Genomic DNA, 25,333 nt, shown 5'->3' with positions numbered 1-25,333 from the left:
TGAGGATCCTCCCTTCCGAACGGGGCAAGTTTTATAAAAGAAAGGCACAAGCTTAGGCCGAGGCGAGACCGGTGGAGCGAGAGATAACCGAGGAAAAGCTCCAGAGATATTTTAAAATAACTGAAGAAGCTCTTAAGACTCTGGAAATTGCCGTTCATGAGAAGAGCCTCCTAAAGGCGGTCGCCGACGATTTTCTAACAATGGCCAGGAGCTATTTTGAGGATGCAAGGTACTACTATTCCAAGGGGGACTACGTTACTGCGTTTGCTGCGCTCAACTACGCCCACGGTTTCATTGATGCGGGAGTGAGGCTGGGAGTGTTTAACGGAGAAGACGACAGACTGTTTGCCTTCGGATGAGGGGTGAGAACTATGGGTGACTACGTTGTTGTTTTGGAAGCGCCGATAATCGTTAGGGATGTTGAAACCTCTGATGATGCGATAAACGTTGCTGTTTCAAAGGTTGCCAAGGCTCTTAACAAGGAGAAGCTCGACTTCGTGAGGGTTGAGATAGGATATTCTCAGTGTCCTGTTTGCGGTGCTCACTTTGAGAGTGCCTTCGTTATAGGCAACGTGGGTCTCGTCGGAATGTACCTTACAATCAAGGTCTACAACGCTCAGACCGTTGAGCACGCCGAGAGGATAGCCAAGGCAGTCGTGGGTAAGGCCCTTAAGAAAGTGCCATTGAAGATATACGAGATAAGGGAGCTCAGCGAAGAGGAGGAAGGGGACGGAGTGGAGCTGGAGGGTTGATGACGCTTTCCGCCCTCCCCCCAGCCTGTTCTCCTGTCCCCGGACGCGTGATCTCGCTCTGGTTTGCACTTTGGGGTACCGCTAAATTGAGCATTTCGAGCTTTTCATTCCGTACCAACAAAGCTTTTAAGCATCTCCCAATCAACCAACGACATAACATGAGGAGGTTTTATCATGGCAAAGTTCATATTTGTCACCGGTGGTGTTGTCAGTGGTCTTGGAAAGGGCATAACCAGCGCTTCCCTCGGAATGCTCATGAAGGCGCGCGGTTTCAGAACCACCACCATTAAGATAGACCCCTACCTCAACTACGACGCCGGAACCATGAACCCCTACCAGCACGGAGAGGTCTTCGTCCTCGACGACGGCGGTGAGGTTGACCTCGACCTCGGCAACTACGAGCGCTTTCTCGACACCAGCTTAACCTTCGATCACAACATAACCACTGGGAAGGTCTATTCCGCGGTTATAGAGCGGGAGAGGCGAGGCGATTACCTGGGGGCAACCGTCCAGGTCATACCCCACATCACGGATGAGATAAAGTCCCGCATACGGGAAATCGCAAGGGGGCATGATGTCGTTGTCGTGGAGGTCGGTGGAACCGTCGGCGACATAGAGAGCATGCCTTTCCTCGAAGCGGCCCGGCAGATGCAGCTCGAGGAGGGAAGGGAGAACGTCGCCTTCGTTCACGTCACCTACGTGCCGAAGCTTAAGGTCGTTGGCGAGCAGAAGACGAAACCCACCCAGCACAGCGTTAAGGAGCTCCGCTCTCTTGGAATACAGCCTGACGCGATAGTCGCGCGTTCGGAGGAACCACTTGAGGAAGAGGCCAGAAGAAAGATAAGCCTCTTCACAAACGTTCCTGGAGAGGCCGTCATAAGCGCCTACGACGTTGAGGACACCTATGAGGTCCCACTCATGCTCGAAAAGGAAGGCCTGGCCAGGTACATCACCAAGAGGCTCGGCCTCCCCGAGAAAGAGCCAAAACTGGACGCCTGGAAAGGTATGGTCGAAAAGTACAAGTCCCTGAAGGATACCGTTGAGATTGCCGTGGTCGGCAAGTACACAAAGCTCGCGGATTCCTACCTGAGCATAAAGGAGGCCCTCAAACATTCAAGTGTTGCAAACGACGTGAAGGTAAGGATTCGCTGGATTGAGGCTGAGGATGTCGAGAAGCACGGTGTAAAGCTCCTTGAAGGTGTTGACGGCATAATAGTCCCCGGCGGCTTTGGAGCTCGCGGAACAGAGGGCAAGATGCTCGCGGCCCGCTACGCGAGGGAGAACGATGTTCCCTTCCTAGGTATCTGCTTTGGATTTCAGCTTACCGTCGTTGAGTTTGCGCGCAACGTCTTGGGACTGACGGGTGCGCACTCCACCGAGATCGACCCGCAGACACCGTATCCAGTCGTTGACCTTATGCCGGAACAGAGGGGCCTCGACAAGCTCGGCGGAACGATGCGACTTGGTGCCTATCCAGTCAAGATAAAGCCTGGAACCCTAGCTAGGGAACTCTACGGAAGGGAGCTGATTTACGAGCGCCACAGGCACCGCTGGGAGGTCAATCCGGAGTACATAGAGAAGTTTGAGGAGGCCGGCCTGGTATTCAGCGGCATAGCCGGTGACGACGAGAGGAGGATGGAGATACTCGAGCTCCCGGAGAAGAGGTACTTCATAGCCACCCAGTTCCACCCCGAGTTCAAGTCAAGGCCAATGAACCCTGCACCGGTGTTCAAGGGGCTGGTAAGGGCCGCTAAAGAGAGAAAGTTTGGGAGCGGTTAAAACTCCAGACCGAGCTCATCAAGCTCCATGTCCACCTTTTTTAGGTCCTCAAGGCGCCGGAGTTCCCGGTACAACGCCACACCGGCGCTCCACACGAAAAAGTACAGCAGTGCGTCCAGGGGGGCCTGGGCTAGCGCCGATACATACATCGAGACTTCTTTTGAGGCCGTTATCTGGGTTATCATCGATATCGGGGCGGCCGCAACCTCAATCGCCATGAGGATCATGAAGATCAAGAGGCCGAACACCATGGCCGTTTTCATGTTGGAGTATATAAAACCGAGGGCCTCGAAAGCCGGGCCCAGACTCCCTTTCTCAGCGTAGATGGGAACCGGAAGGACTGTGAGGCTCAGGCTCAAGGTTGCTACCAGTATAAGGAGCAGCAAACCTAGTATTACTAGAATCAAGCCCGCTCCACCCAGTATTACCCCAATCCCCACCAGGAGGAGAGGGAGCGCGACGAGCAGGAGGGATATGAGCGTGAATATGAGATTCAAAATGAGCACCCCAGGGAAGTGCTTAATCCCGTCAACTGCCAGCTCAAATAGCGAGTATTCGGAGTCCGTCGAAGACTTCAGAAGGCCTTTGATGACGGAGTACTGAAAAATTGAGGATAGAACCAGAGCAATGACTCCGTATATTGCCAGAATTTTAAGAAACTCGCTCATGTGGGTGGTTTCACCTGCCAGGCTCCCGTGTTCTTCTATTATCACATCCCCGGAGTGAGTTTGGTTGCTCTGAAGGGGGTTGTTTTGAAGGAATGGACTGTTGCCCACCATATACGCCGATAACGGGGCCAGTATCAGGCTCATAACAAGGGGTAAGAGGTATAGCTTTTTATTTTGGATTACGAGGGTGAACGTCCTTGAAAATGCATCCATAGCTCCCATGGAACCACCTAAGAGGGTAAACCCCGGAGAATTTAAAAACTATTCCAGAAAAGCTTATAAACGGCTAGCCGGAAGGGGCGATAGGTTAAGAATTGGTAATACATCGGTGTCATGAGGTGAGATAAATGGCTATCTGGCAGGGAAGGTCACTTAGGAAGCCTTCAGGCGGAAGGATAATCTTCGCGAGGAAAAAGAGGAAGTACGAGCTCGGCAGAGAGCCGGCCTTCACCAAGGTTGGCGAGGAGAGGGAAAAGAAGAAGATCATCAGGACCTACGGTGGAAACAGAAAAGTCCGTCTCATCGAGGCCCTCTACGCCAACGTTTTCGAGGACGGAAAGGGCAAGAAGGTCAAGATCCTCAACGTCCTTAAGAACCCGGCCAACAGGCAGTACGTCAGGAGAAACATCGTCACCAGGGGCGCCATCATCGAGACTGAGGCCGGCAAGGCCATCGTCACCAGCAGGCCCGGCCAGGACGGCATCGTCAATGCGGTCCTAATCAGGGGAGAGAACGCCTGAATTCTTTATCTCCTTTTAAATGTCATCGTTAAGTACAGTTCACCCTAAAAACTTTACGCTACCGTTAACTTCTCTGACTTTACGGGGGTTAACGATATAAAAGAAGAGCTGTCAGAGCTCCAGCTCGTCCCTATACTTCCGCAGCTCTTTCTCCATTATTTTCCTTGCCTGCTCCTCAACCATCGGTTTGACCAGCTCAATGACATGTCTCTTCAGCTCATCCAGACCCTCACCGTTCAGAGCCGAGATTCTGAGGGGTTCGAGCCCCTTGGAGCGGACGAATTCTTCAACGGCCTTAATGTGCCCCTCGTCCGCTATGTCCACCTTGTTGAGGACAACGATGAAGGGGAACTCGCCGAACTCGGCGTAGATTTCCTCGAACAGGTGGGTCTGCTCACTCACGGGGTACCCGCAGTACTCGCTGGGGTCGAAGATGTAGACGATGACCCTGCCGAGGTGTTTCAGGGCAAGAACGGCCTGCCTCTCGACCTCGTTCCTCTCGCTCAGCGGCCTGTCGAGCAAACCCGGTGTGTCTATGACCTGGTATTTCAGGTAGTGCTCCTCGAACTGGCCGACGTTTATGCCTTTGGTGGTGAAGGGATACGTGGCGATCTCCGGCTTAGCGTTCGTTAAGGCACGCAGGAGGGTGCTCTTGCCCACGTTCGGATGGCCCGCTATGACGACCGTAGGAAGTTCCAGGTCAATGACGGGTAGGTTTTTGAGTGCGTTCCTCGCCTGATTGAGGTACTCAAGGTCATCTGCTATGTCCTTGATAATGCTGGCTATCCTCCCGTAGTACGCCCGCCTCAGCTTGGATATCTCCATCGGATCCCTCGAGTACCGGATTTTCTCCACGTACCTCTGTTCAAGGGTTCGGATTGTTTTTATGGCCCAGTTGACCCTTCCCAGCGAGCGGTGAAACTGGCCCCTATTGACGAGGGTATCAACCAACTCACGGTAGAACTCCGGAAGCTCAGAGACGCCTGGTGTCCGGTCTAAGAGCTTTTTCAGGTTGTCGCGCAGCACGTTTGAGACCGTTCTAACCCTTAACTCTTCCCTCCCCCTTGCCTTGGCCTTGGGTCCTCCCTTAGGTGTGAAAGCTGAGGCCGCCTTCTCAGCCCTTCGAAACGCCTTGTCGATGAGCTCATCAGCGGTAAGCACCGTCGGCATCTTCTCGAATGGATTCTTCATCTCTCTCACCTCTTGTTTTCTCGCGGTGATTAGCTTTTCGGGCGAGTATTTAAAGGTTCGCCAGCACCTTCGAAAACTTTATCTTTTCTGGTGTTGAGGTGTCTTTCGTGGTTACTATGGGGTACGGTGCCGCACTGATAGCTGGAATTCTCTGGGGCCTGACACCATGGCTTCCCGTAAGCGACTCTGGTAATTTTGCAACCTCATTACTCTCCGGCTTCACTGGATACGGGGGATATTTTATCCCAGCGTACCTCGGCGCCCTGATGGCTGCCCTGTACCATTTTAGAAACGAGATCTCAGAGGGCTTGCGGAGGCTTCTTTTCAGGGACGTCCGGGTGGAGATGAAGTTCCTGTTCTATTCCTCGATGTTCACCATTCTCGTGGGCTTCGTTCTCTACGCCGGTCTGAAGGCACGGTTATCCCCCGTGATGGCTGACGCCGTTAACGCGGTTGTAGGTCTCCTTATAATGCTCTGTGCCTTCGCTGGTCCCTTGGCGGGCAATATCAACGTTGAAATGAAGGGGCATCCCGATGATCCGTCCCTTATGGACGCCATTGTGTCGGGGATTGCCCAGGGCTTTGCTGCGGTGGGCGGTCTATCAAGGCCTGTCCTGACAGTGGGTTCGCTGTTAGCCGGTGGCCTTCGTGCCAAGAGGGCATTGGAGCTAAGCTTTATGATGGCCCCAGTTTTCATGACTCTCCGCCTTCTGTTCACTGGGAGTCCACCCACTCCTCCCATGCCGGTCGCCTTTTCCGCCTTCCTTACCGCCTTTGTGGTGAGCCTGCTGCTGATGAACGGTCTTCTTATGCTGGCGGAGAAGCTTGGAAATAGGAGGTTTTCCCTGCTGTTTGGTGGAACCGCCGTTTTAGTGTGCGTAGTGGGGGTGATAATTTGAAGGGAGTGATCCTCGCAGCTGGAAGGGGGGAAAGACTTAGACCCCTTACCGATGACAGGCCTAAGGTGGTTTTGAAGGTCGCCAACAGGCCCGTAGTGGAGTACGTCCTTGAGAATCTTGACCCCTTTGTAGATGAATTTGTGATGGTAGTCAGGTACGAGAAGGAAAAGCTTGTGGAAACCCTTGGGGACGAATTCAACGGAAAACCGATAACGTACGTTGAACAGCTCCCGGGTAACGGGACGGCAAAGGCTATAGAATCCGCGGAGGGCCACGTTGGAGATGAAAACTTTATCGTGGTTAACGGGGATATCTACTTTGAGATCGAAGCAATTAAAGAGCTGATATCCGTTTTCAGGAGGGAGAATGCCGATGTGGCCCTCGTTCTGAAGCACTTTGATGATCTCAGCCATTTCGGGGAGGTCAATGTTGAGGGGGATCTCGTTAAAGGTGTCAAGGAGAAACCTGGAAAAGTACCCGGCTACGCCAACCTAGGGATATACGCGTTCAGACCCGCTGTTTTTGAGTTCATTAAAAGAACTGGCTTGAGCGAGCGGGGGGAGTACGAGATAACGGACACCCTTAACCTCATGATAGGGGCGGGTAGAAAGGTTGTCCACGCCCTGTACGGAGGATACTGGAACGACATAGGACGGCCGTGGGACCTCCTGGGGCTTAACGAGTACCTTCTGAAGAACAAACTGGAACACAGAGTCATGGGCACCGTGGAGGAGGGAGTCACAATAGTCCCGCCGGTTGAGATCGGGGAGGGCACGGTTGTCAGGAGCGGAGCATACATCGTGGGTCCTGTTAAGATAGGAAGGAACTCCAAGATTGGACCCAACTGCTTTATCCGCCCGTACACGAGCATCGGGGACAACTGCCACGTGGGCAACGCGGTGGAGGTCAAGAATTCCATCATAATGGACGGTAGCAATGCACCGCACCTGAACTACGTCGGCGACTCAATAGTAGGGGAGAACACCAACCTGGGAGCTGGAACTATAACCGCCAACCTCAGGCACGACAGGGGCAACATTCGGGTTGAGGTGAAGGGCAGACTTGAGGATAGTGGCAGGCACAAGCTGGGGGCAATAATAGGGCATGGCGTCAAAGTTGGGATAAACGTTACGATTTACCCCGGCAGGAAGATAGGGAGCGGCTCCTTTATCGGGCCGGGTGTGATCGTTGATGAGAACGTGCCCTCAGGCACGCTCGTCGTTGTGAAACAGGAAAAGATCTTGAGGGGGATGAAGGGTTGAATCCAATTTCCCTCCTTAACCTGGTCTCCAGATGGATTCTCTTCATGGCCGTTGCATACAAGGCCGCAAAAACCCACGAGAAGAGCTGGGCTCTCCTCTCAATGGCGTTCTTTATTGACGGTCTGAACATTGAAAGCTACATCCTTAACCCTCTGGGGATCCATATCGTGAAGGGGGCCTACGATGTGGCCTCCAAGATACCAAACTTCGCCATAGCCCTCCTCCTGTCATGGGGTGCGCTTCACCTGAAGTACAAGAAGAGTGAGTTTCGGCACGTGGTGCTGTTTGGGGTTCTTGCGGTTGCCTCTTACGTATGGCTGTTCCTCCTTGCTGCCAACGCCTTTGGTGAGGACAACTTTGCCATTAAGTCCTCCTTCCCGTCTCTGGCCCTGGGGCTCTCGCTCATATATCTTGGGTTTGTCCTCCGCGACTATGTGGTGCCCAGGCACCATATCGAGGAGCTGTTCCCCTGGGGTTTGATGCTCCTGGGTGCACTCAACCTCACCTACCCTGTGGGCCGTTCAGTACAGTGGTACTCCACCATGGCGTTCTTCGCGGCGGCTCTCTTCAGGCTGGCGGCGGCCCTTGGAGCTTTAAAGTTCATATTCTATCCCATCGGGGAACCGGAGAGCGCACGTATCGTGGACATAACACCCGGTGCGTACATGTTTCCGAGCAGGGAGGGGATCAGAAAGCGCCTTGGAAGCCTGATGGTGGACCCTGCCCTTGTGATGGTAACCAGGGAGGATCCAGAGGTTTTGAAAGCCCAGCTCCACCCTGATGCTCTCGTTTTCTGGGTTACGAGGGCTAGAGAGGGGCTTATAAACGAGAAACCGGCTATTTATGCCGTGAGCCCGACGAACATCGGGATACTGCTTGATCTGGTCGCCAAGGCAGTAAACAAGGGGTACAGGATACTGTGCGTTGATGCATTCGAGTACATGGCGGTGGAAAACGGGTTTGACTCCGCCTTTAAATTTCTGACCACCCTGAAGGATTTGCTCATGGCGCGGGGTGGAAGTGTGATACTGACGATAAACCCGGATTCACTGGATCCCAGGCAGGAAAAACTCCTAGAAAGGGAGTTCATAAGGGGCTGAGCCCCCTCACCCGAGCTCCATCCTCTCAAGGAACCGCTTGTAGTACCTTTTGTCCTTTTCCAGCTCCACCTTCTGGAGTATCTGCCTCTCTATTGCCCGTAGACCGTCATGAACAGCCTGTATGGCCCCCCACGTTTCTCCCGTGGCTATGTAGATTCCCTTATCTGTAACCACGCGCATCCTTGCTTGGTACAGGTGCACGCCACGGAACTTTTCGTTGAAGCGCCGTATGTAAAGGTAGATGATCCCCTCGTTTCCCAGCATGTCCTCGTACCCCTTCACGAAACGTTTAACATCCTCTATAATCCGCTCCCGCGTGAAATCGCTCAGGATCGCCGCATCTCCTCCGAGCTGCAGGTAGAACTTCGCCTCCTTCTCGACCATCCTTGATATCGGGAGCAGGAGGTCCTTAACGGTTAGCACACCCTTAACGCGGTCACTCTCATCTACCACCACTAAGCCGTCTATGTCGTTATCCCTCATTACCTCTATGGCTTCCCTAACCGTGGAGTCCGGGCGGGCGGTTATTACCCCCCGTATCATGACGTCCCTCAGGGGCGTGCTGAAGGGGGGAACCTTTTCCCCGACGACTTCTCCGAGCTGGGCTTTGAAGCGTGGCCTGATGAACCGTATTATGAGGTCGTGTAGCGTAACGAGTCCTTCAAGCCGTCCCTCCCCGTTGACCACTGGTATCCTGGATATTGCGTGGTCCCTCATCGTTGCAAATGCCTTCGCCACTGTGTCGCCGGGTCCGAGGGTTATGACGTCCTGCGTCATGTACTCGGATATGCTCTTCTTTCCAAACTCCTTCTCGGCCGCTTTTGCCAGGAGGGCCACATCGCTTATAACTCCCCTTATTTTATTCCTGTCCGGGCCAACCGGCAGGGATCTGAGGTCAACCTCCATCATCAGTTTGGCCGCCTTGCTAACGTCTTCTTCCGGCCCGATAACGGGGGCTGGCTTGTAAACGTCTTTAACCTTGGCTTTGGTCGGGTCCCACTTCAGGTGGGAGCGAATTATGAGGTCCTGGGTCAGGACACCTTTGTAGTTTTTCCCTTCAAACACAAGAATCAGGTCAGGGTCTTCCTTCTCGAAGATTCCTATCGCCTCAGAAAGCGGTGCCTCGATGTCCACTTTTCTGTAGCCTTCGGTCATAACCTCCTGCACCGGAATACCGACCATTCCTGCCACCTCCTTCGTTAGTATACTACGGCACTGGTGGATTTAAACCTTTGCAGTGGTCTTTATAATGTGGTTGTTGGACACTTGGGCTGTACGCGGGTTCTATGTAGCCTGTATACTCGACATGTTAAATATAAATGCTTAACAAAAAGGATATAAAGCCCGCGAGGTACTGCCCTTGACGTGCCGGGGTAGCCTAGCTTGGGAAGGCGCTGGACTCGAGATCCAGTGGGCTCTGCCCACCAGGGTTCAAATCCCTGCCCCGGCGCCACTCAAAGTTTGCGTCTTCCCTGCAACCTGCCGAGCCCGGAAGGGTTGTCCAATTCCCTCCCTTCCACCCCACGTTTACGCGCCCTTCAGAGGGATATCAATAGAAGAAGAGGGGTTATGTGGTGATGTACGCTCCTTCCTTCTCCACGATGACCGTGTGCTCGAACTGTGCGACCATTCCGCCGCGGACCTCCCGGAGGATTGGATAGCTGTATATCGCGCCGGCCCTGTCGAGCTGGGCGAGGGCGAGCTTGAGCTGATTGTCGCCCATGAATCCCTGCAGCCAACGGTACGCGAAGGGTAACGTCTTGTACTCCCTCTTAATGTGCATCAGGAGCCTTCTTGCGTGGATATTCCTGAGCGGTCTGTCTTTTACATACATGAAGATGAGTGCGGGCGGAACCTCGGCCACATGCCCGGCGCCCGTCGTTGCGAAGGGTTCTATCGCTATCACGTCACCCTCCTTGAGTTCGTACGTGTCCCCCTCCCTGTACACGTTGGGGATGCTTATTCCCGCGTGGAGTTTGTAGCGTTCTATCTTGTGTCCGCTGAGGTTCACTATCGGATTGAAACCCTTTCCCCTTATCGTCTCTTCTACGGCCTTGCCTATCTCCCTTATCTTGACCCCGGCCCTCACTGTTGCTATCGCGTTCTCCAGGGCTTCCCTTGAGGCTTCCATGAGCTCATCCTCTTCCCGCCCCACCCTGATCGTTATCGCAGTGTCCGCGATATATCCGTCTACATGAACCCCCAGGTCAATCTTTAGGTAATCTCCCTCATGAAGGACACTCTCGTCTCCCCTGTAGGGGGTGTAATGGGCCGCCTGCTCATTTATCGAAAGGTTGCACGGAAAGGCTGGCTTTCCCCCAAACTCCGCTATGCGTCTCTCGACGAACTCCGCGATCTCGTAGAGCTTTGCACCTGGGGTTATCATATTGAGTACTTCCTTTTTTATCTGCCTCGTTATTTCGCCAGCTTTTATGAGAGATTCCCTTTCGTCCACGTCCTATCACCAAAGGGGGATTTTCCAGAACCCCTTAAACCTTTCCATGGGAGAAAACCTTTATATTACGGTGAGACCCTTAACCTACGGTGGGTCCATGCGGGAGCTTGGAAAGTACATCAACATAGCGGACGACCTGTTTGTCGTGAAGAACCTGATAGGTGTCATACTTCAAGGTGTTGGCATCGCTTACCTGTTCCCGGTGCTCCTCACGTGGTTCTACCCCGATGAAATCAGGTACTCCGTTTACTTTGCGGTACCCGGTGTCCTAAGCATACTCTTCGGGGCGTGGCTCTCAAGACACATGGGCAAGGTGGAGGACGTCAACCTCCGACAGGCGATGATATCCGCGGCCTTCGTATGGCTCACCGCATCCGCCGTAAGCGTCGTTCCCTTCATGAAGATAGCCAAGATGTCATTTATAGACTCGTATTTTGAGAGCATGAGTGCATGGACCGGAACCGGTTTGACAATGATGAGCCATCTTGAGAGCTATCCCCATATCCTGCTGTTTTGGAGGGCGTGGATGCAGTGGCTTGGTGGGGTCGGCATCGTGCTTGTGGCACTCACGATACTCATCCGGCCAGGGGTGGCGGCCGCCAGACTTTACAAGGCAGAGGCGAGAACCGAGCGGATCCTCCCGAACCTTGTGAACACCGCCAAGGCCATATTTGCGATATACGCCGTCCTCACGGTGCTTGGTGTGTACCTCTACTACATAAACGGTATGAACCTCTTCGATGCCGTGGTCCACTCAATGACGGGTCTTGGGACCGGTGGTATGAGCAGTCACGACCAGAGTATCGGCTATTTCCACAGCACCGCCATTGAGGCCGTGACAATATTCCTTATGATAATGGGCGCCGTCAACTTCACGGTTCACTACCGTGTTTTCAGGGACAAACACCTGAAGCCTTTCTTCGATGACATCCAGGTCAGGTACATGTTCCTCTTCCTGATCCCGACCATTGCTATAATCTCCTTCTCCCTCTTTCAGTCCGGTGATACGGTGTCCCAGGCGCTGAGACAGGCGGTGTTCCATTCGGTATCGGCTATAACGTGTACCGGTTTTGGAATCGCGAACCTCTCCCACTACCCGGAGCTCGCGAAGTTCATGCTGGGTATCCTGATGGTCATAGGAGGGGGTGCTGGAAGCACCGCAGGCGGTATAAAGCTCATCCGCATCACCCTTATGTATGAGAGTCTTAAATGGACCTTGGAGCAGGCGATACTTCCCAAGGGTGCGGTCATCAAAAGAAAGGTCGGCAACTACGTCTTCACGGAGTCGGACGTCCAGGAGGTCATGGGCTTTACGATGACGTACCTCGCGATCCTCCTCCTTGGAACCGTTTACACGATGCTCCGTCTGCACGTTAAACTGGTGGATGCCTTCTTTGAGATCGCCTCCGCTCAAGGCAACGTTGGATTGAGCGTTGGAATCACTTCTCCTTCCCTTCCTCTGGACATGAAGCTGCTCCTGATAATGCACATGTGGGTCGGGAGGCTTGAGGTATTCTCTACACTGGTTTTCATACTCAGCGTCTTCTTCCTGGCCCCACGGGTGGTGAAGAGGAGATGAACGTTATCTCCGTGGAGAACCTGAGCTTCAAATACCGGCGAGCCAGCGATTACGCCCTCAGAGACGTGAGCTTTAATGTTAAGAAGGGCGAGTTTCTGGGTGTGATCGGTCCAAGCGGTAGCGGTAAATCGACCCTCTGTCTGACCCTCAACGGTATTATCCCGAACTCCATAAAAGGAGAATTCGAGGGACGCGTGGTCGTTAGGGGCATCAATGGGGAAGAGCTGGACACCAGGGAGGCCCCCGTTTCAAGAATCTCCTCACTAGTGGGGCTTGTACTCCAAAACCCGGACAGTCAGCTGTTCAACATGACCGTTGAGGAGGAGGTTGCTTTCGGCCTAGAGAACCTGGGTCTTGATCCCAATGAAATATGGCGACGGGTCAGGTGGGCACTGAAGGTCTCGGGGCTTGAAGGGCTTGAAAATGAATTCCCTCCGAACCTGAGTGGGGGCCAGAAACAGAGGCTTGCAATAGCCGCGGCCTTCGCCATGAGGCCGCAGGTACTTGTTCTGGATGAACCAACCTCACAACTTGACCCTCTGGGCAAGAATGAAGTGCTGGGCCTTCTCTCGCTTTTGAGGAGGGAGCACGGGATAACCATCGTCCTTGTGGAGCACCACACCGATTACATCCTTAGACACGCCGACCGGGTTCTTGTGATGGACGCGGGCAGGGTGGTCCTTGAAGGAACCCCCGCTGAAGTCATGGAGGAGGTCGAACTCTTGGAGAGGCTCGGTGTCAGGATTCCAGCAAGCCTGGAGGTGTCCCATGAGCTCAGGAAAAGGGGAAAGCTCAGAAGGCTTTTCATCAATCCGGAGGAGCTCCTTTCCGAGCTAAGATCCTCCTGAGACTGAAACCGCTCCCCTCTACCTCCTGTCGGAGTGAGTACAGCTTCATCCCAAGCTCAACACGGGTTTCATCATCATCGATGCCCTCGGCCAGTTTCATGGCTGCATCCAGGAGTTCAAGTGCCTTTTCCCTGTTACGACTGGCTTCAAGCTCGGCTATGTTTGCCAGTGCCATCGCCCTGTGGAACGGGCTTGATATGTGTTTGATTATCGTCGTGGCCCTCCTAACATCGCCCGCCCTGTAGAACATCTCCGCCAGCTCCGAGAGAATGACATCGAGCTTGCGCCCCTCTCTCACCATCTTCATGGCGTAGCCCGCCTTGTCCAGCAGGCCGCTGTGTATCAACCCCCTGAGGATGTCCCTCAGAAGGTCACCTTCCTCTCCGGCGAGGTTGATCGCCGTGCGCAGTGCTATGTCAGCGTTGAGTTCGTCGTCTAGTGAGTAGAGTATTATCGCCAGGTCGGCCAGTAAAATGGCCTTAAACCTGCCGTTGAATATGCCGTTTATAAGTGGTATCACTTCCTTGACGATCGCCTGGAGATCCTTGGCTTCTTCCGGGGATAGCCCCGTATTTAACCTCTTTCTGATCGCCCCAAGCACCATCCTCAGTGCGAGGTACACGTTGGCTTCCTTTTCCAGGTCGTTGATAGCATCAATGGCGGAGGTGATGTCCCCTGAACGCAGGTATCCCTCTATGTCCTCAAGTACCTCTATCTCCGATTTTTCCCTTTCACGTTTCAGTGGTTTGAAGAACTCATCCAGTTTTCCCATGGTTCCCATCCTTTTCGAGCAGGAGTTCCAGGTACGACCTCCTCTCAAACTGCTTGACCCCTAGATCACTCAGCACCTCCTTGAGGAACGATACCTTCCGGGGCACTTCTTCCTCCCTCTCGGTGAACGTCTCGATCTCCACGAACTTCCCGATGCCGGAGACCTCGTCGAGCGCTATCACAACACCTTTGTCGACGTAGTACTTCTCTCTGACTTTGTCGAGGGTCAGGACTTCGCTGAACCCCAGGTTCCTGAGTATCTCAGCGTGCTTATCCGGGTCGTTTACTGGGACCTCTATCTCCACACGGCTCTTGGAATGCTGATCGATCTTCGGTCCCTTGTAAGTGAGGAATGCTTCGAAATGGCCGTCGAAACGTCGGATTCTTATCCTAAGGGCCTCGTCCGTGCTTGAGAAGTCCCTGCAGGGGTGGGAGTAGTACGTGTCCTCATGATACTCTTTTCTTATCAGCTGGAAATTCTTTCTGACCTTTTCAAACACCTCATCATCTGCGTACCCTTTTATCTCCACTTCGATCACATGAGCACACCTCCATATTTCGTTTTAACCTTCTAAAACAACTCTCGCGGTAGTGAAGGCCCTTTCATGCCGGTATTGAGGACTGAGTTTGAGAAGTGCATCACGCAACGAGCGTTCGAACAATATGGCAACCCAAATCTGTGGAAGATCCCCTCAGAACGTAGTGTTGCTATATCCCGGAGTTTGGTACTTTCGTTGATGTACCCAGCGTCCACGGCCTGCACCGAACATAAGCTGGGAGCAAAACAAAATAAAGTTTTCGCGAAAAAGGGGAAAGTAGGGACGTGTTGTGTGGATTGAACCTATGGTTGGGACGTGACTCACGGGGTGAGATCCATCGGGCGGAGCTCTTCGAGGAAGCGTCTGGCGAACTCAATGGTCTTCTCGACGTCCCTAAGGTCTGCCGTCTCGACTTGGCTGTGCATGTAGCGTATCGGGACGCTCAGGACGGCGGTCGCGACTCCCTCGCGGTTTATCTGCATGATATTGGCGTCGGTTCCAGTCGGTCTCGGACTGGCCTCGACCTGAAGCTCTATGCCGTACTTCCCAGCAACTTCGTCGGCGAAGGAGCGAACCTTAGGGTTGATGTTCGGGCCGACGTCCATGACTGGTCCGCCGCCGAGCTTCGGAACTATCTTGCCCTTGTCGCCGACCTGCTTGGCGAAGGTGACGTCCATGGCTATCCCTATCTCCGGTTCTATAGCGTAGCTCGCGACCCTCGCACCGCGGAGGCCCACTTCCTCCTGAACGCTCGCGACAAAGTATATGTCCGCTTCATGGTCTTCAACGCGCCTGGCGGCCTCTATCAGGGTGTAAAGGCAGATACGGTCGTCCAGATATGGGCTGGCAATGCGGTTCTCGTTGAGCTGGACAAAGGCCGGGGCGAACTCTCCGACGGTTCCAACGCGGAAGCCCATTCCTTCGGCTTCCTCCTTGCTGTCGGCGCCAACGTCAACGACTATAGTATCCCAGTCCGCGGCCTTCTTCCTGTCCTCTGGCTTCTGAATGTGTGGGGGTATATGGCCAACGACACCGTAGCGCTCGCCCTTCTCCGTGAAAAACCGCACTTTCTGGGCTACGAGGGTTCTTGGGTCAACACCGCCGATGGGGACGAGGTGGAGGTAACCCTCCTTGTCTATGTGGTTTACCATGACACCTATTTTGTCCATGTGGGCGGCTATCATTATCTTCGGTCCGTTGCCCTTTTTGTGGGCTATGACGTTGCCGAGCTTGTCAACATAAACCTCGTCCACGTAGTCCTTTAAGGCCTCGATAACGACGTCCCGTATTCCAAGGAACTCGTACCCAGAAACGCCTGGGGCTTCAACGACTTTTTTGAGCAGTTCTATATCCACCATGGCTCTCGCCTCCTTTAGATTTCAGTCTCAATGTACAGTCACACCCTTAAAAGGTTTGCTGGGTCACAGCCTTCATCGAAACGGCCTAAAAAGTTGAACGAGGACGTTCTGTTGAAAAAAGAAAGGTCATCCAAGCCGTATCTGCAGGTAGGCTTCCTCACCGGGCTCCAGGTTCTTGATCTCCCACACAACCCTTCCGTCGTTGATGGAGACTTTGCCCTTGGTGGCCTTGGCCTCCACGGCGCTTATTCCCCTCTCGTACCTGAAGTTCTTAAGACCTCTAAGGTGAGGGGAGCGCACCTTTACAAAATAATGACGATCGAGCTCCTCTTCGTGAACCGTGGGCATGAAGAACGCCACGTAGGATGTCCCGGCCAGTATTACTGCTGAGATTATCAATAGAAGACCCAGGTGCCCCACGCCGCTTTGTCCGCTTTTTCGGGGGCTCGCTGGGGATAGGGTGATGTTGGGTTTTGGCTGTGGGGTGCTGCTGGTTGGGGTGGGCGATGGAGTGGACGTGACCGGGGGTATAGCGTTGAACGTCGTGTGAGTGCTCAGGTACTGGGTGCTCTCCGCCGATATAAGCAGACTGCCGTAACCAACGCTTGTGAGGTCTATAACGGCTTCACCACTGGAGTTTGTTACAGCGTAGTTTTTTCCAAGCGGACCGGACACGGTGACTGTTATGTTAGGAACAGGTTTTTCGGGTCCCCTAACTCTAACCCAGAGTTCTTTCCCGTTCTGACTGACGTCCAGGGCCAGCTGACGGACGGTGATCACGTCCACGACCACCTTCCCATCGAGGTTGATGGTCAGCTGGTAAAGTCCTGCCGTCTCCACCGGGTACGTAGCGGTTCCGTCCGGGGCCGTGACGAGGATTGAGGATTTTCCACTGCCGGCACGGGCCACTTTGACGGTTATCCCCCCAACGCCGTTGCCGTTTTTGTCAGTTACCACCACATGGATGGCGCCGTTTTCAAAGTACGCCAGATAGTTTAGCCGTCTCTGGTACACGAGGAAATCGGCGGTGGTGCTTTTGGAGTGACCGCCGAAGTTTGCCCACAGACGCAGGGTGTAGTGCCCAACGGCCGGCTTCCTCAAATTGAGGGTCTTGTACCAGCTCTCTCCAGGACGGAGGAATATCACGGTTTCAACGCTCTGAAGAACCGTATCGTTCAGGTACAGGGTGTAGCCTATGCGCCCTATCACCACGCCGTTTGACCTTGAGGTTATCTTCAGGAGGGCGGTGACGTTGTTGCCGTATATGTACCGTTTTCCAACGTCTATCGAAAGATCAAAGTTCACGTACGTCCCCACGTGGAGCGTGACCTCCGTTTCCGAGTAGCTGGTGTTGCTCTGGGCGACCAGCTTCAGTGTGTAGTCGCCCGGGCTCACGGGATTTAAGTTGGATATCTGGACTGTGATGATGCCCGTTACACTCTCGTTGGGTTTTATTGGTCCGGGGATTACCTTTGTCTCGTAGAGAAACCCCACTGAGGGCCCAGTAACGTACACGGTTATGTTGGAGACGTTTGTGTTGCCGAGGTTTACGAGCTGGAAGGGAATCTTCACAACGTCCCCTGGATTTCCGGAGACTTTATCGGCAAGGGCCTTTATTACGATCGGTGACTGAGCCGCCGCTCCGGGCAGGAAAAGCGGGATCAGCAGGAGGATTATTATCACGGCCTTAACCTTCACGGTTTATCACCCCATCGAGGGAGGCCTGGAGGCCTATCACCTCCTCGAACCTCCGGTATTTCTTTTCTCTGACGTCGAGCTTATAGTTTTTGCCTCCGTTGGAGAGGTCCTCGGGATAGAAAAACCTCCACCCTCTACCTACGAACTTGACCGCTATAACCGCCTTTCCACCGAAGAGTCCTGCGAAGGAGGTCAGCTTTTCGTAGTCCTCCCTTGAGAAGTAGAGCCGGTCTTCGTGAGTGCTCTTGACCTCTATACAGAGGTACCGTCCCCTCCTCCCCGCGATTATGTCCACCTTTTTACTGCCGGCGGATCTGATCACGGCAAACCCCTTTTTTTCCAGCATTTTAATCAGTTCCCGTTCAGCACTGGCGCCCCTTCTGTACCTCATTCACTTCCCTCACACTATCTTGTCCGGTTAGGTTTATAAGTTCTGTCGGAAAGTTACCCCCGGTGATACGCATGGCGGTATACGCGCTTGATGATAAAAAACCCGAGATTCACGAGAGTGCTTACGTTGATGAACTGGCTTCAATAATAGGCGACGTCGTCCTTGAGGAGAAGACGAGCGTCTGGCCAAGCGCCGTTCTCAGAGGGGACATAGAGCGGATCTACATTGGCCCCTGCTCTAACGTCCAGGACAACGTCAGTATACACACATCACATGGCCAACCCACCATAGTTGGTAGGTACGTTACCATCGGGCACAACGCGGTCGTTCACGGCGCCCAAATCGGTGACTACACCATAATAGGAATGGGGGCGATAATTCTCGACGGGGCCAGGATAGGGAGGCACGTCGTTATAGGTGCTGGGGCCCTTGTTCCACCGGGCAAAGAGATACCCGACTACAGCCTCGTTGTCGGCGTTCCAGGCAAAGTCATTAGACAGCTCAACGAGGAGGAGATTGAGTGGACGAAGAGGAACGCCGAGATTTACATGGAGCTCGCCGAGAAGCACCTTGCGGCGAGGAGAAAACTCTGAGTGATGGATGATGTTTTACAGGATCGTCTCCAAAATCCCCCATATCCTATTTAAGCCCCTATATGATGTTTACGAGGACTATCTCCTGGGCAAGGTGAAATCCGGAAACCTTCCCCGTCACGTTGCCATAATAATGGACGGCAACAGGAGGTGGGCCAAAAAACTTGAGAAGCCTCCGTGGTACGGTCACCTGTTCGGGTCCAACAAGCTGGAGGAGATAATGGAGTGGTGCCGTGAGCTAGGGATAGGAACCCTCACCGTGTACGCTTTCTCCACAGAGAACTTTAAGCGCTCCCCTGAAGAAGTTAACGCCTTGATGAACCTCTTTGAGCAGAAGTTCAGGGAACTGGTGGATGACGAGAGGATCCACAAATACGGGGTGCGGGTGAACGTACTCGGGAGGAAGGAGCTTCTGCCGGATAGGGTTAGAAAAGCTGCGGAGGATGCGGAGAGGGCCACCAGGGGGTACTCCAACTACACTCTTAACATAGCACTGGCGTACGGTGGCAGGAGCGAGATAACGGACGCCATCAGGGACATCGTTCAAGACGTTCTGGGCGGCAGGCTGAGACCGGAGGACGTGGACGAGGATCTCGTCAAGAGGTACCTGTACTACCCCGGCATGCCCGACCCTGATATAGTGATACGAACTGGCGGCGAGATCCGTATAAGCAATTTTCTTCTGTATCAGATCGCGTACAGTGAGCTTTTCTTTGTAGATGTCTACTTCCCTGAGTTCAGAAAAATAGATTTCTTGAGGATAATCCGGGAGTACCAGAGAAGGCAGCGCCGTTTTGGACGTTAGGGGCTTGGGGGCCCTTTTAAACTTTTCCGCTAAGATTTATTAAGTTCGTCGTTAACCCTTCAGTGGTGGTGTTCAATGAGATACGAGGAGCTTGCCCCGCGGATAAAGAGGGTGTACGCTCAGGTAAGGTACCTGGACGATTATCACTGGGAGCTCAGGGATGACCGCATACTCGGGATTCATAAGAAGAGCAACGTAAACGTTGTTATAGACGTCGCCGACAACAAGGAGCATGCCGAGAAGCTGGCCGGTAACGACGTGGGCGGTATTCACATCATAGCGGTTCCGGATAAGAGCGTATTTTACGTCCACAACGGCGCCTTCATACTCACATATCGCTATATCAAGGCCACCCTTGCCGATATAAACGACCACGTCGTGTGGAGCGGGTTTAAGGTCGTTGAGAGGGACGGGAAGCTCGTGCAGGAGGACTTCTACGAGTACCTCGGGGGCGCGCTCATAAACCACATAAAGAGCAACATGCTCGCGGGCAGGGACTACATCCTGTGGCAGTTCTACAAATGCGAGGAGTGCGGGAAGTACGTGGATATCGATTCCCTCGAGAGGCACCTCAAAGACCACGGGATCAAGCACCACGAAAAGAGCGAGGAACGCTATGAGGTCTTTGAGATCAACTTCCGGGACGGTAAGATTTACGACAGTGTCGGGGATGAGGTTCCAAAGAGTCGGTTCAGTGGGGAGGGCCTGGAATTCCTGAACGAAGTTTTTTCGGGTTCTAGCTGAACGCTTTACGCCTCGGGGGTGAGGGTTAGATGAGGGCAGTCGACATATTTGAGGAAGCCCTCCTCCCGGGTTCGGTGGTCAGCGTCATCTACGATTCTTACTCGTCGGCCTGGCAGATTCCCTTTATGCTTCTGAATAGGGAGCTGGATAGGGGATGTTTTGGTGTTATCTCCAATTATAACCTCCCGTTTTCCGGCTTGGTACGGCACGTTGGTGTGACTGGTTTTAACGTGAGGGAGGCACTGGAGGAGAACAGACTCGCCATCATCGATACTTTCGATTCCAGGTACCAGACGGCACGGGAGAACATCCACAACGTTTTTTACCTGGACAAGGTGGAACCCGAGACCCTCAATCCAAAAATTGACCGCATATACTACGGCCCCCTGCGGGAGCTGCTCACTGGGCACTGCGTCGTGCGTTTGATACACACCCTGGACGGGGCGGCACTTCTTCTTGGTGAGGACAGCACTCTGAGACTGCTCAACCACACACTGGCTTTAAGGAGCCTCCAACTGCCTGGTTCTATCCTCATTCTAGGACTCAACATGGACGTTGTCTCCACCAAATTCCGGGCTTGGGTTGTTGGGATAAGTGACTATGTGCTCTTATCTGACTCGAAACTTGAGGATAACGGCATTAGGGAAAGGGTTTACCTTTTGAGGGCACCTTACAAGGATTTTGAGCCAGCGATGTACTCCCTCCACACAACCAAAAGCGAGGGAATAGAAAAGCTGAAGGTGAAAAAGCTCAGCCCCTGAACCTGGGTCTTCTGCTGAGGAGCAGCGGCAGAGGCCTCGGTCTGTACGGGAAGCCCTCGATCTGACCCTTTATCTCTTTGATGAGATCCTCGAGCTGCATCTCTACTTGCCTTCCGCCGCTCCTTCTCCTGACGGTGACGGTGTTCTGCTCCTTCTCGTTCCTGCCAACGACGACGATGTAGGGAATCCACTCCTTCTCGGCCTTCCTTATCTTCTTGTTGAGCCTGTCGTTGGTGTCGTCAACGTCAACGCGAATCTTTGCACCTTCAAGCTTTCCCGCAACGTAGAGTGCGTAGTCCATGACGTCCTCGCCCACCGGAATGACGCGGACCTGTATCGGGCTGAGCCAGAGCGGGAAGCTCGGTTTTACGCCCTTCGCCTGGAGCTTGGCCTGCTTCTCTAGGATGGCGTACATAACGCGCTCGATTGCTCCGCTCGGTGAGCAGTGGAGTATGAGAGGGTACTCCTCCTTACCCTCCTCGTTGTAGTAGGTTATGCCGAAGCGCTCCGCGTTCTCGACGTCGATCTGGACGGTGCTCAGCGCAGCCGCCTTGTCGAGGTTGTCAACGAAGTTGAACTCGAACTTGAGGATGAAGTAGAAGAACCTCTGGTCCCACATCTCGATGAGCACCGGCTTGCCTATTATGTTCGTCAGTCCGATCACGAAGTCCCTGTTCTCCTCCCAGAAATCGCGTGTGAACCTTATTGCTACTTCATAGTCCTCCGGTGTTAGCCCAACGCCCCTAAGAACCTCCATGCTGAGTTTGTACTGCTTCTTGAACTCGTCCATGGCCTGCTTGAGGTCTTTGGCGACGGTGTGCATATCTGGCATCGTGAAAGCCCTGAGCCTCCTGAGGCCGGAAAGCTCACCGCTCTTCTCGCGCCTGAAGGAGTAACGGGTAAGCTCGTACATCCTGAGCGGCAGGTTGCGGTAGCTTATCGTGGCGTCCTTCTTTATGAGGAACTGGCCGAAGCAGGCAGCGAAGCGGAGGAAGAACTTCTTGTCGCCGCTCTTGACGACGTACTGCCTCGCCGGGAAGCGGTTGAGGTACTTCTCGAGCGCCGGATGCTCGAAGTCGTACATAATCGGCGTCTCGACCTCCATGGCGCCGTACTCTATGACCTTTTCGGTGACGTACTGCTCGAGGAGACCCTTGATGAGCCTTCCCTTGGGGTAATACCGGAGGTTGCCTCCGTCGCTTCCCGGTTCGTAATCAACCAGCTCGTGCTCGAGCATGAACCTGACGTGCGGCGGCTCCCTGTCGGCTATCCTGTTCTTACTTATCTCGTAATTGGCGAACTTCCTGAGGTTCTCGTGCCCGGTGAAGTCGAACTTCTCGACCTCGACCAGCTCACCCTCCGGCGTGAGCACGTACCAGTAGCTCTTCAGCTCCTCCTCCTTCTCAAGGGCGATGTTGCGCTCCTCCTTTAAAACCGCCTCGCCGTTCGGGACTATCGTCCTGCTGAGCTCGGCCAGCGGGTGGCCCTTACAGGAGAGCTTGAAGGCCTTGTAGTAGCCGAAGGGCGCGCGCTTTACCTCAAAGCTCTCCTCCCTGAGTCTTTCCTCGATCCTCTGGAGAACCTTGAGTGCGACATCTGGCTTCGCCAGCTCGCTGCTCAGGTGGGCGAAGGGGTAAACGAATATCCTGTCGGCCTTTACCTGTGAAGCAACGTCCTTGATCTCAATAACTGCCTTCTCGACGATCTCGTCGGGGTTGGTCTCGTCGGCCTTCTCAACGCTCATGAAAACCGCCAGGACCTCCTCGAGTCTACCTTTCTTCTGTTCCTCGCCTATCGGCTCCGGGTTCTTCAGGGCTTTATCCTTGACCTCGTACTCAAGGTAGTCCGAGTGTATCAGAAGCATTCTCATCCTTAACCACCACCTCTAGCTGAACGGGAATTACTAAAAGTTTTTCCTTCAGCTTATAAAGTTGCCCCGGAGGTTCAAAGGGAATGGAGACTCAGCTCTCCTGTTCGTCATCCGTAAACTTTATCCTGAGGGGCTCGGCGAACCAGTTGACGCGCTGCGGGAACGGGATTTCAATGCCTTCCCGTTTGAGAGCGTCCCTGATCTTCTGGAGGAGGCCGTACTCCGCCCTTAAGAGGTTCTGACCCCTCCAGAGTGAACTCGGCACCCAGGCCCATACCCTGATGTTGACCGCGCTATCCCCCAGCTCCTCAACGTAGGCCCTTGGCTCGGGTACTGCAAGGACGTACGGTTCTTCGTCGAGAACCTTCATTATGATATCTATGGCCCTTTGGGCGTCCTCCCTGTAGGCTATCCCCAGTGTTAGCTCGGCCCTTCTAGCAGGGTACTTCTGGAGGTTCACTATCTCACTGTTGAATAGCTTCTCATTGGGGACACGGACTAGGGTGCCGTCCCAGGCCCTTATCCTGGTTGACAGGATCCTTATGTCATGGACTATCCCCTCAACGTTGCCTATCCTGACCGCGTCCCCTATCCTGAGCGGTTTGTCAAAGTACATGGCAATACCGGCGAGGAAGTTGGCCACGACAGCCTGGGATGCTATACCCAGGACGACACCGGTTATCCCCGCGGCTGCCATGATTGTTGAGAGCCTGCCACTGAGTCCAGCTATGTTGAGCGCGAGAAAGAACGCTATAGTAACTACGGTGTAGTAGAAGAGTTTTGCTTTGACCTGCATCTCGTTAAGCTTCTCCTTCGGGGCCCTCATCACCATGTAATCTTTGGATTTCTTGGCGAGTAGGTACGAGAAGTAGAAGACCGTCAGCGCCGTGAAGATATCGCTGAGGGAGGTTCCGCTCACTTTGTAGGACAGGACGCCGAGTACGTGAAGGGCGTAGAATGCGGAGATGATAACGATCATGTTGTAAAACGTCCTTGCGGTGTCTTCGTTGAGCACCCACACGTATTTGGTGCTCTTGGAGAGCGTCAGGATGTAGTGCTTCACTACCTTTGCGATCAGGAATCCCACGATGAAAACAGCGATAGCCGTTATTATGTTCCCCACGCTCATGGTGACGTTCGTTGGACCGAAGCCGATCGTTACGTTCCCCGACGCGTTTATGTCGATCATCCCTCCCACCTCATCCTGAAGTTGGGCAGGGGCTCCCCGCTTCCGACCCTAACCGCCCCCTCAACAGGGGCCTTCCCCGTGTTGTTGACCTCTGGAAAATGATCCTTCAACGTGATTAAGATGAGTGGATAATACGCCCTGTTCCCCTTGTAGTACATCGTGCTTCCCCTTATGGGGAAAATGATCCTGTCCAGGCCCTTCCATTCCTTCGTTGGGTTAGAGAGGATGACCTTTGCAATGCCCATTGCCTCGGGTTCATCCACGTAAAATGGTCCCACGTGGTATCGGGCTATCTTCCCGTTCTCTATAGTTCCATAGAGTGCGTATTTTTCCCTGCCGACGATAAAATGGTCTATGGATAGGTTCCCTATCTCGACGTCTATCTCCACCGGCACATCTAGAAAACCCTGGAAGGAGCCCTTCGGCGGAACCACTATTCTCTCCCTCAGCTTTACCATAAGCAGGGACACACCGTAGCCCACAGCAGGGGCGGGGAGCAGTTTGAGTACCTCTCCATCCCCTTTTATGAGCCGTTCGATGTTGCCCCTCCTGTATCGGACGAGGCCCTTCCTGTCCTCAACCAGGTGAATTTTTTGGTCGGCGATTTTTATGAACTGGGTTTTCAGCCGGTGTTCACCGAACATGTTCCAATGTATTACCGGAGGGGGATATAAGACTTACCTTAGACCCGCTTCTGAGATAGCAAAGACTTAAAAAATCTTCCCCAAAACTCCCGTAGAGGTGGGAGGATGAATGAGAGGAAAAGAATACATGATGGAGACCTCGTTCTTCCAGGCGATTACCTCGGTGTTATCGAAGAGTACTTCCCAGGAGAGGGTGTAAAGGAAGAAAACGGCGAGCTTTATGCAATAAGGGCGGGCAGGGTCAGCATCGACCCGAATCGGATGGAGATAAGCGTTGAAGCCGTAACCGACACCCCGCCTCTTCCGGAGGTTGGGGACATAGTTGTTGGCAGGGTGATAGAGGTAAAACCCCAGGCTGCGATAGTGCAGCTGGTCAGAATAGAGGGGCGTGAAAATGAGAGGGAGATAGCCACTTCAAAGCTCGCGGGCATTCACGTTTCTCAGGTTAAGGGCGGTTACGTCGAGAGTCTGCTCAACGAGTTCCGTATTGGGGATATAGTAAGGGCGAGGGTCGTCTCAAATGAGAAGAGCCCCATTCAACTTTCGACCAAGGGAGCGGATCTGGGGGTTGTCTATGCTCTTTGCACTCGGTGCAGGTCCCCGCTGATCCGAAGGGGCGATAAACTTATATGTCCCAAGTGCGGGCACGTGGAGACAAGGAAGCTCTCGTCCTTCTACAGGAAGCTGAAGGTGTGAG

The 25,333-nt window shown here is 53.7% G+C and carries 26 protein-coding genes and 1 tRNA gene; 15 read left to right on the top strand and 12 right to left on the bottom strand.

What is annotated here, in order from left to right:
• Positions 1-71: 71 nt before the first annotated feature.
• The 3 genes from MVK60_RS09630 to pyrG all read left to right on the top strand — a co-directional run bounded on the left by MVK60_RS09630 (position 72) and on the right by pyrG (position 2,531).
• Complete coding sequence (locus MVK60_RS09630) at positions 72-359, top strand: DUF357 domain-containing protein (protein WP_297438827.1); 288 nt, start codon at positions 72-74, stop codon at positions 357-359.
• A gap of 12 nt (positions 360-371) precedes the next feature.
• Positions 372-752 carry a DUF555 domain-containing protein gene (locus tag MVK60_RS09625; protein ID WP_297438825.1) on the top strand — a complete coding sequence of 127 codons (381 nt, stop codon included), beginning with the start codon at positions 372-374 and terminating at the stop codon, positions 750-752.
• A gap of 174 nt (positions 753-926) precedes the next feature.
• Complete coding sequence (pyrG, locus tag MVK60_RS09620) at positions 927-2,531, top strand: glutamine hydrolyzing CTP synthase (RefSeq protein WP_297438823.1); 1,605 nt, start codon at positions 927-929, stop codon at positions 2,529-2,531.
• On the opposite strand, the gene MVK60_RS09615 is transcribed toward pyrG, so the two are convergent.
• A complete protein-coding gene (locus MVK60_RS09615; protein ID WP_297438821.1) occupies positions 2,528-3,421 on the bottom strand; it encodes a hypothetical protein in 894 nt (297 codons plus the stop codon). The two genes, pyrG and MVK60_RS09615, sit on opposite strands and share 4 nt — an antisense overlap.
• A gap of 125 nt (positions 3,422-3,546) precedes the next feature.
• On the opposite strand from MVK60_RS09615, the gene MVK60_RS09610 reads away from it, so the two are divergent.
• Positions 3,547-3,939: a 30S ribosomal protein S8e gene (locus MVK60_RS09610; RefSeq protein WP_297438819.1), complete on the top strand. Its 393-nt coding sequence runs from the start codon at positions 3,547-3,549 to the stop codon at positions 3,937-3,939.
• A 111-nt stretch (positions 3,940-4,050) separates the two neighbouring features.
• On the opposite strand, the gene MVK60_RS09605 is transcribed toward MVK60_RS09610, so the two are convergent.
• Positions 4,051-5,130 (bottom strand): NOG1 family protein, encoded by a 1,080-nt coding sequence (locus MVK60_RS09605; protein ID WP_297438817.1) that lies wholly within the window; start codon positions 5,128-5,130, stop codon positions 4,051-4,053.
• 116 nt (positions 5,131-5,246) lie between these two features.
• Between MVK60_RS09605 and MVK60_RS09600 the strand changes: the two genes are divergently transcribed.
• From MVK60_RS09600 to MVK60_RS09590, 3 genes are read left to right on the top strand one after another with little or no spacing between them, the layout of a single operon-like run.
• The gene (locus MVK60_RS09600) at positions 5,247-6,029 is read left to right on the top strand and encodes an undecaprenyl-diphosphate phosphatase (protein ID WP_297438915.1); all 783 of its coding nucleotides are present in this window, start codon (positions 5,247-5,249) and stop codon (positions 6,027-6,029) included.
• Positions 6,026-7,291, top strand: a complete 1,266-nt coding sequence (gene glmU, locus MVK60_RS09595) for a bifunctional sugar-1-phosphate nucleotidylyltransferase/acetyltransferase (RefSeq protein WP_297438815.1) — start codon at positions 6,026-6,028, stop codon at positions 7,289-7,291. The genes MVK60_RS09600 and glmU overlap by 4 nt, the downstream gene beginning before the upstream one ends.
• Positions 7,288-8,391 carry a DUF835 domain-containing protein gene (locus MVK60_RS09590; protein WP_297438812.1) on the top strand — a complete coding sequence of 368 codons (1,104 nt, stop codon included), beginning with the start codon at positions 7,288-7,290 and terminating at the stop codon, positions 8,389-8,391. Before glmU ends, MVK60_RS09590 begins: the two co-directional genes overlap by 4 nt.
• Positions 8,392-8,397: 6 nt before the next feature.
• On the opposite strand, the gene MVK60_RS09585 is transcribed toward MVK60_RS09590, so the two are convergent.
• On the bottom strand, positions 8,398-9,573 hold the full coding sequence (locus MVK60_RS09585) for a CBS domain-containing protein (protein ID WP_297438810.1): 1,176 nt from the start codon (positions 9,571-9,573) through the stop codon (positions 8,398-8,400).
• Positions 9,574-9,758: 185 nt separating this feature from the next.
• On the opposite strand from MVK60_RS09585, the gene MVK60_RS09580 reads away from it, so the two are divergent.
• Positions 9,759-9,844 (top strand) — tRNA-Ser (locus MVK60_RS09580).
• 114 nt (positions 9,845-9,958) lie between these two features.
• Here the strand turns inward: MVK60_RS09580 and map are convergent.
• A complete protein-coding gene (gene map, locus MVK60_RS09575) occupies positions 9,959-10,846 on the bottom strand; it encodes a type II methionyl aminopeptidase (protein WP_297438809.1) in 888 nt (295 codons plus the stop codon).
• Between the two features lie 97 nt (positions 10,847-10,943).
• Between map and MVK60_RS09570 the strand changes: the two genes are divergently transcribed.
• The gene (locus tag MVK60_RS09570; RefSeq protein WP_297438807.1) at positions 10,944-12,425 is read left to right on the top strand and encodes a TrkH family potassium uptake protein; all 1,482 of its coding nucleotides are present in this window, start codon (positions 10,944-10,946) and stop codon (positions 12,423-12,425) included.
• The gene (locus MVK60_RS09565) at positions 12,422-13,273 is read left to right on the top strand and encodes an energy-coupling factor ABC transporter ATP-binding protein (protein WP_297438805.1); all 852 of its coding nucleotides are present in this window, start codon (positions 12,422-12,424) and stop codon (positions 13,271-13,273) included. The genes MVK60_RS09570 and MVK60_RS09565 overlap by 4 nt, the downstream gene beginning before the upstream one ends.
• Here MVK60_RS09565 and MVK60_RS09560 read toward each other — a convergent pair.
• From MVK60_RS09560 to hjc, 5 genes are all read right to left on the bottom strand, one after another.
• Positions 13,233-14,045 (bottom strand): hypothetical protein, encoded by an 813-nt coding sequence (locus tag MVK60_RS09560; RefSeq protein WP_297438803.1) that lies wholly within the window; start codon positions 14,043-14,045, stop codon positions 13,233-13,235. The two genes, MVK60_RS09565 and MVK60_RS09560, sit on opposite strands and share 41 nt — an antisense overlap.
• Positions 14,029-14,583, bottom strand: coding sequence for a class IV adenylate cyclase (cyaB, locus tag MVK60_RS09555; protein WP_297438801.1), 555 nt, complete (start codon positions 14,581-14,583; stop codon positions 14,029-14,031). Before cyaB ends, MVK60_RS09560 begins: the two co-directional genes overlap by 17 nt.
• A gap of 320 nt (positions 14,584-14,903) precedes the next feature.
• A complete protein-coding gene (locus MVK60_RS09550; RefSeq protein ID WP_297438799.1) occupies positions 14,904-15,941 on the bottom strand; it encodes a lysyl aminopeptidase in 1,038 nt (345 codons plus the stop codon).
• A 126-nt stretch (positions 15,942-16,067) separates the two neighbouring features.
• A complete protein-coding gene (locus MVK60_RS09545) occupies positions 16,068-17,639 on the bottom strand; it encodes a hypothetical protein (protein ID WP_297438797.1) in 1,572 nt (523 codons plus the stop codon).
• The gene (hjc, locus tag MVK60_RS09540; RefSeq protein WP_297438795.1) at positions 17,629-18,030 is read right to left on the bottom strand and encodes a Holliday junction resolvase Hjc; all 402 of its coding nucleotides are present in this window, start codon (positions 18,028-18,030) and stop codon (positions 17,629-17,631) included. The genes MVK60_RS09545 and hjc overlap by 11 nt, the downstream gene beginning before the upstream one ends.
• Positions 18,031-18,101: 71 nt before the next feature.
• Between hjc and MVK60_RS09535 the strand changes: the two genes are divergently transcribed.
• The 4 genes from MVK60_RS09535 to MVK60_RS09520 all read left to right on the top strand — a co-directional run bounded on the left by MVK60_RS09535 (position 18,102) and on the right by MVK60_RS09520 (position 20,933).
• Complete coding sequence (locus tag MVK60_RS09535; protein ID WP_297438913.1) at positions 18,102-18,623, top strand: gamma carbonic anhydrase family protein; 522 nt, start codon at positions 18,102-18,104, stop codon at positions 18,621-18,623.
• A gap of 10 nt (positions 18,624-18,633) precedes the next feature.
• Positions 18,634-19,428, top strand: a complete 795-nt coding sequence (uppS, locus tag MVK60_RS09530) for a polyprenyl diphosphate synthase (protein WP_297438911.1) — start codon at positions 18,634-18,636, stop codon at positions 19,426-19,428.
• A 75-nt stretch (positions 19,429-19,503) separates the two neighbouring features.
• Positions 19,504-20,172, top strand: coding sequence for a TBP-interacting protein (locus MVK60_RS09525; RefSeq protein WP_297438793.1), 669 nt, complete (start codon positions 19,504-19,506; stop codon positions 20,170-20,172).
• Between the two features lie 29 nt (positions 20,173-20,201).
• A complete protein-coding gene (locus MVK60_RS09520) occupies positions 20,202-20,933 on the top strand; it encodes a hypothetical protein (protein WP_297438791.1) in 732 nt (243 codons plus the stop codon).
• Here MVK60_RS09520 and MVK60_RS09515 read toward each other — a convergent pair.
• The 3 genes from MVK60_RS09515 to MVK60_RS09505 all read right to left on the bottom strand — a co-directional run bounded on the left by MVK60_RS09515 (position 20,923) and on the right by MVK60_RS09505 (position 24,636).
• Positions 20,923-22,803 (bottom strand): threonine--tRNA ligase, encoded by a 1,881-nt coding sequence (locus tag MVK60_RS09515; protein WP_297438789.1) that lies wholly within the window; start codon positions 22,801-22,803, stop codon positions 20,923-20,925. The genes MVK60_RS09520 and MVK60_RS09515 overlap by 11 nt on opposite strands.
• A gap of 91 nt (positions 22,804-22,894) precedes the next feature.
• Positions 22,895-23,992 (bottom strand): mechanosensitive ion channel family protein, encoded by a 1,098-nt coding sequence (locus MVK60_RS09510; protein WP_297438787.1) that lies wholly within the window; start codon positions 23,990-23,992, stop codon positions 22,895-22,897.
• Positions 23,989-24,636, bottom strand: coding sequence for a DUF432 domain-containing protein (locus tag MVK60_RS09505; RefSeq protein ID WP_297438785.1), 648 nt, complete (start codon positions 24,634-24,636; stop codon positions 23,989-23,991). Before MVK60_RS09505 ends, MVK60_RS09510 begins: the two co-directional genes overlap by 4 nt.
• A 105-nt stretch (positions 24,637-24,741) precedes the next feature.
• Here MVK60_RS09505 and MVK60_RS09500 point away from each other — a divergent pair, with 105 nt between their 5' ends.
• The gene (locus tag MVK60_RS09500) at positions 24,742-25,332 is read left to right on the top strand and encodes an exosome complex RNA-binding protein Csl4 (protein ID WP_297438783.1); all 591 of its coding nucleotides are present in this window, start codon (positions 24,742-24,744) and stop codon (positions 25,330-25,332) included.
• The last annotated feature ends 1 nt before the right edge of the window (position 25,333 follow it).

Source organism: Thermococcus sp. (genome assembly GCF_026988555.1).
Taxonomy (GTDB): Archaea; Methanobacteriota_B; Thermococci; order Thermococcales; family Thermococcaceae; genus Thermococcus.
Note: the sequence above shows the minus strand (reverse complement) of the source record. Positions and strands in the feature narration are given on the sequence as shown.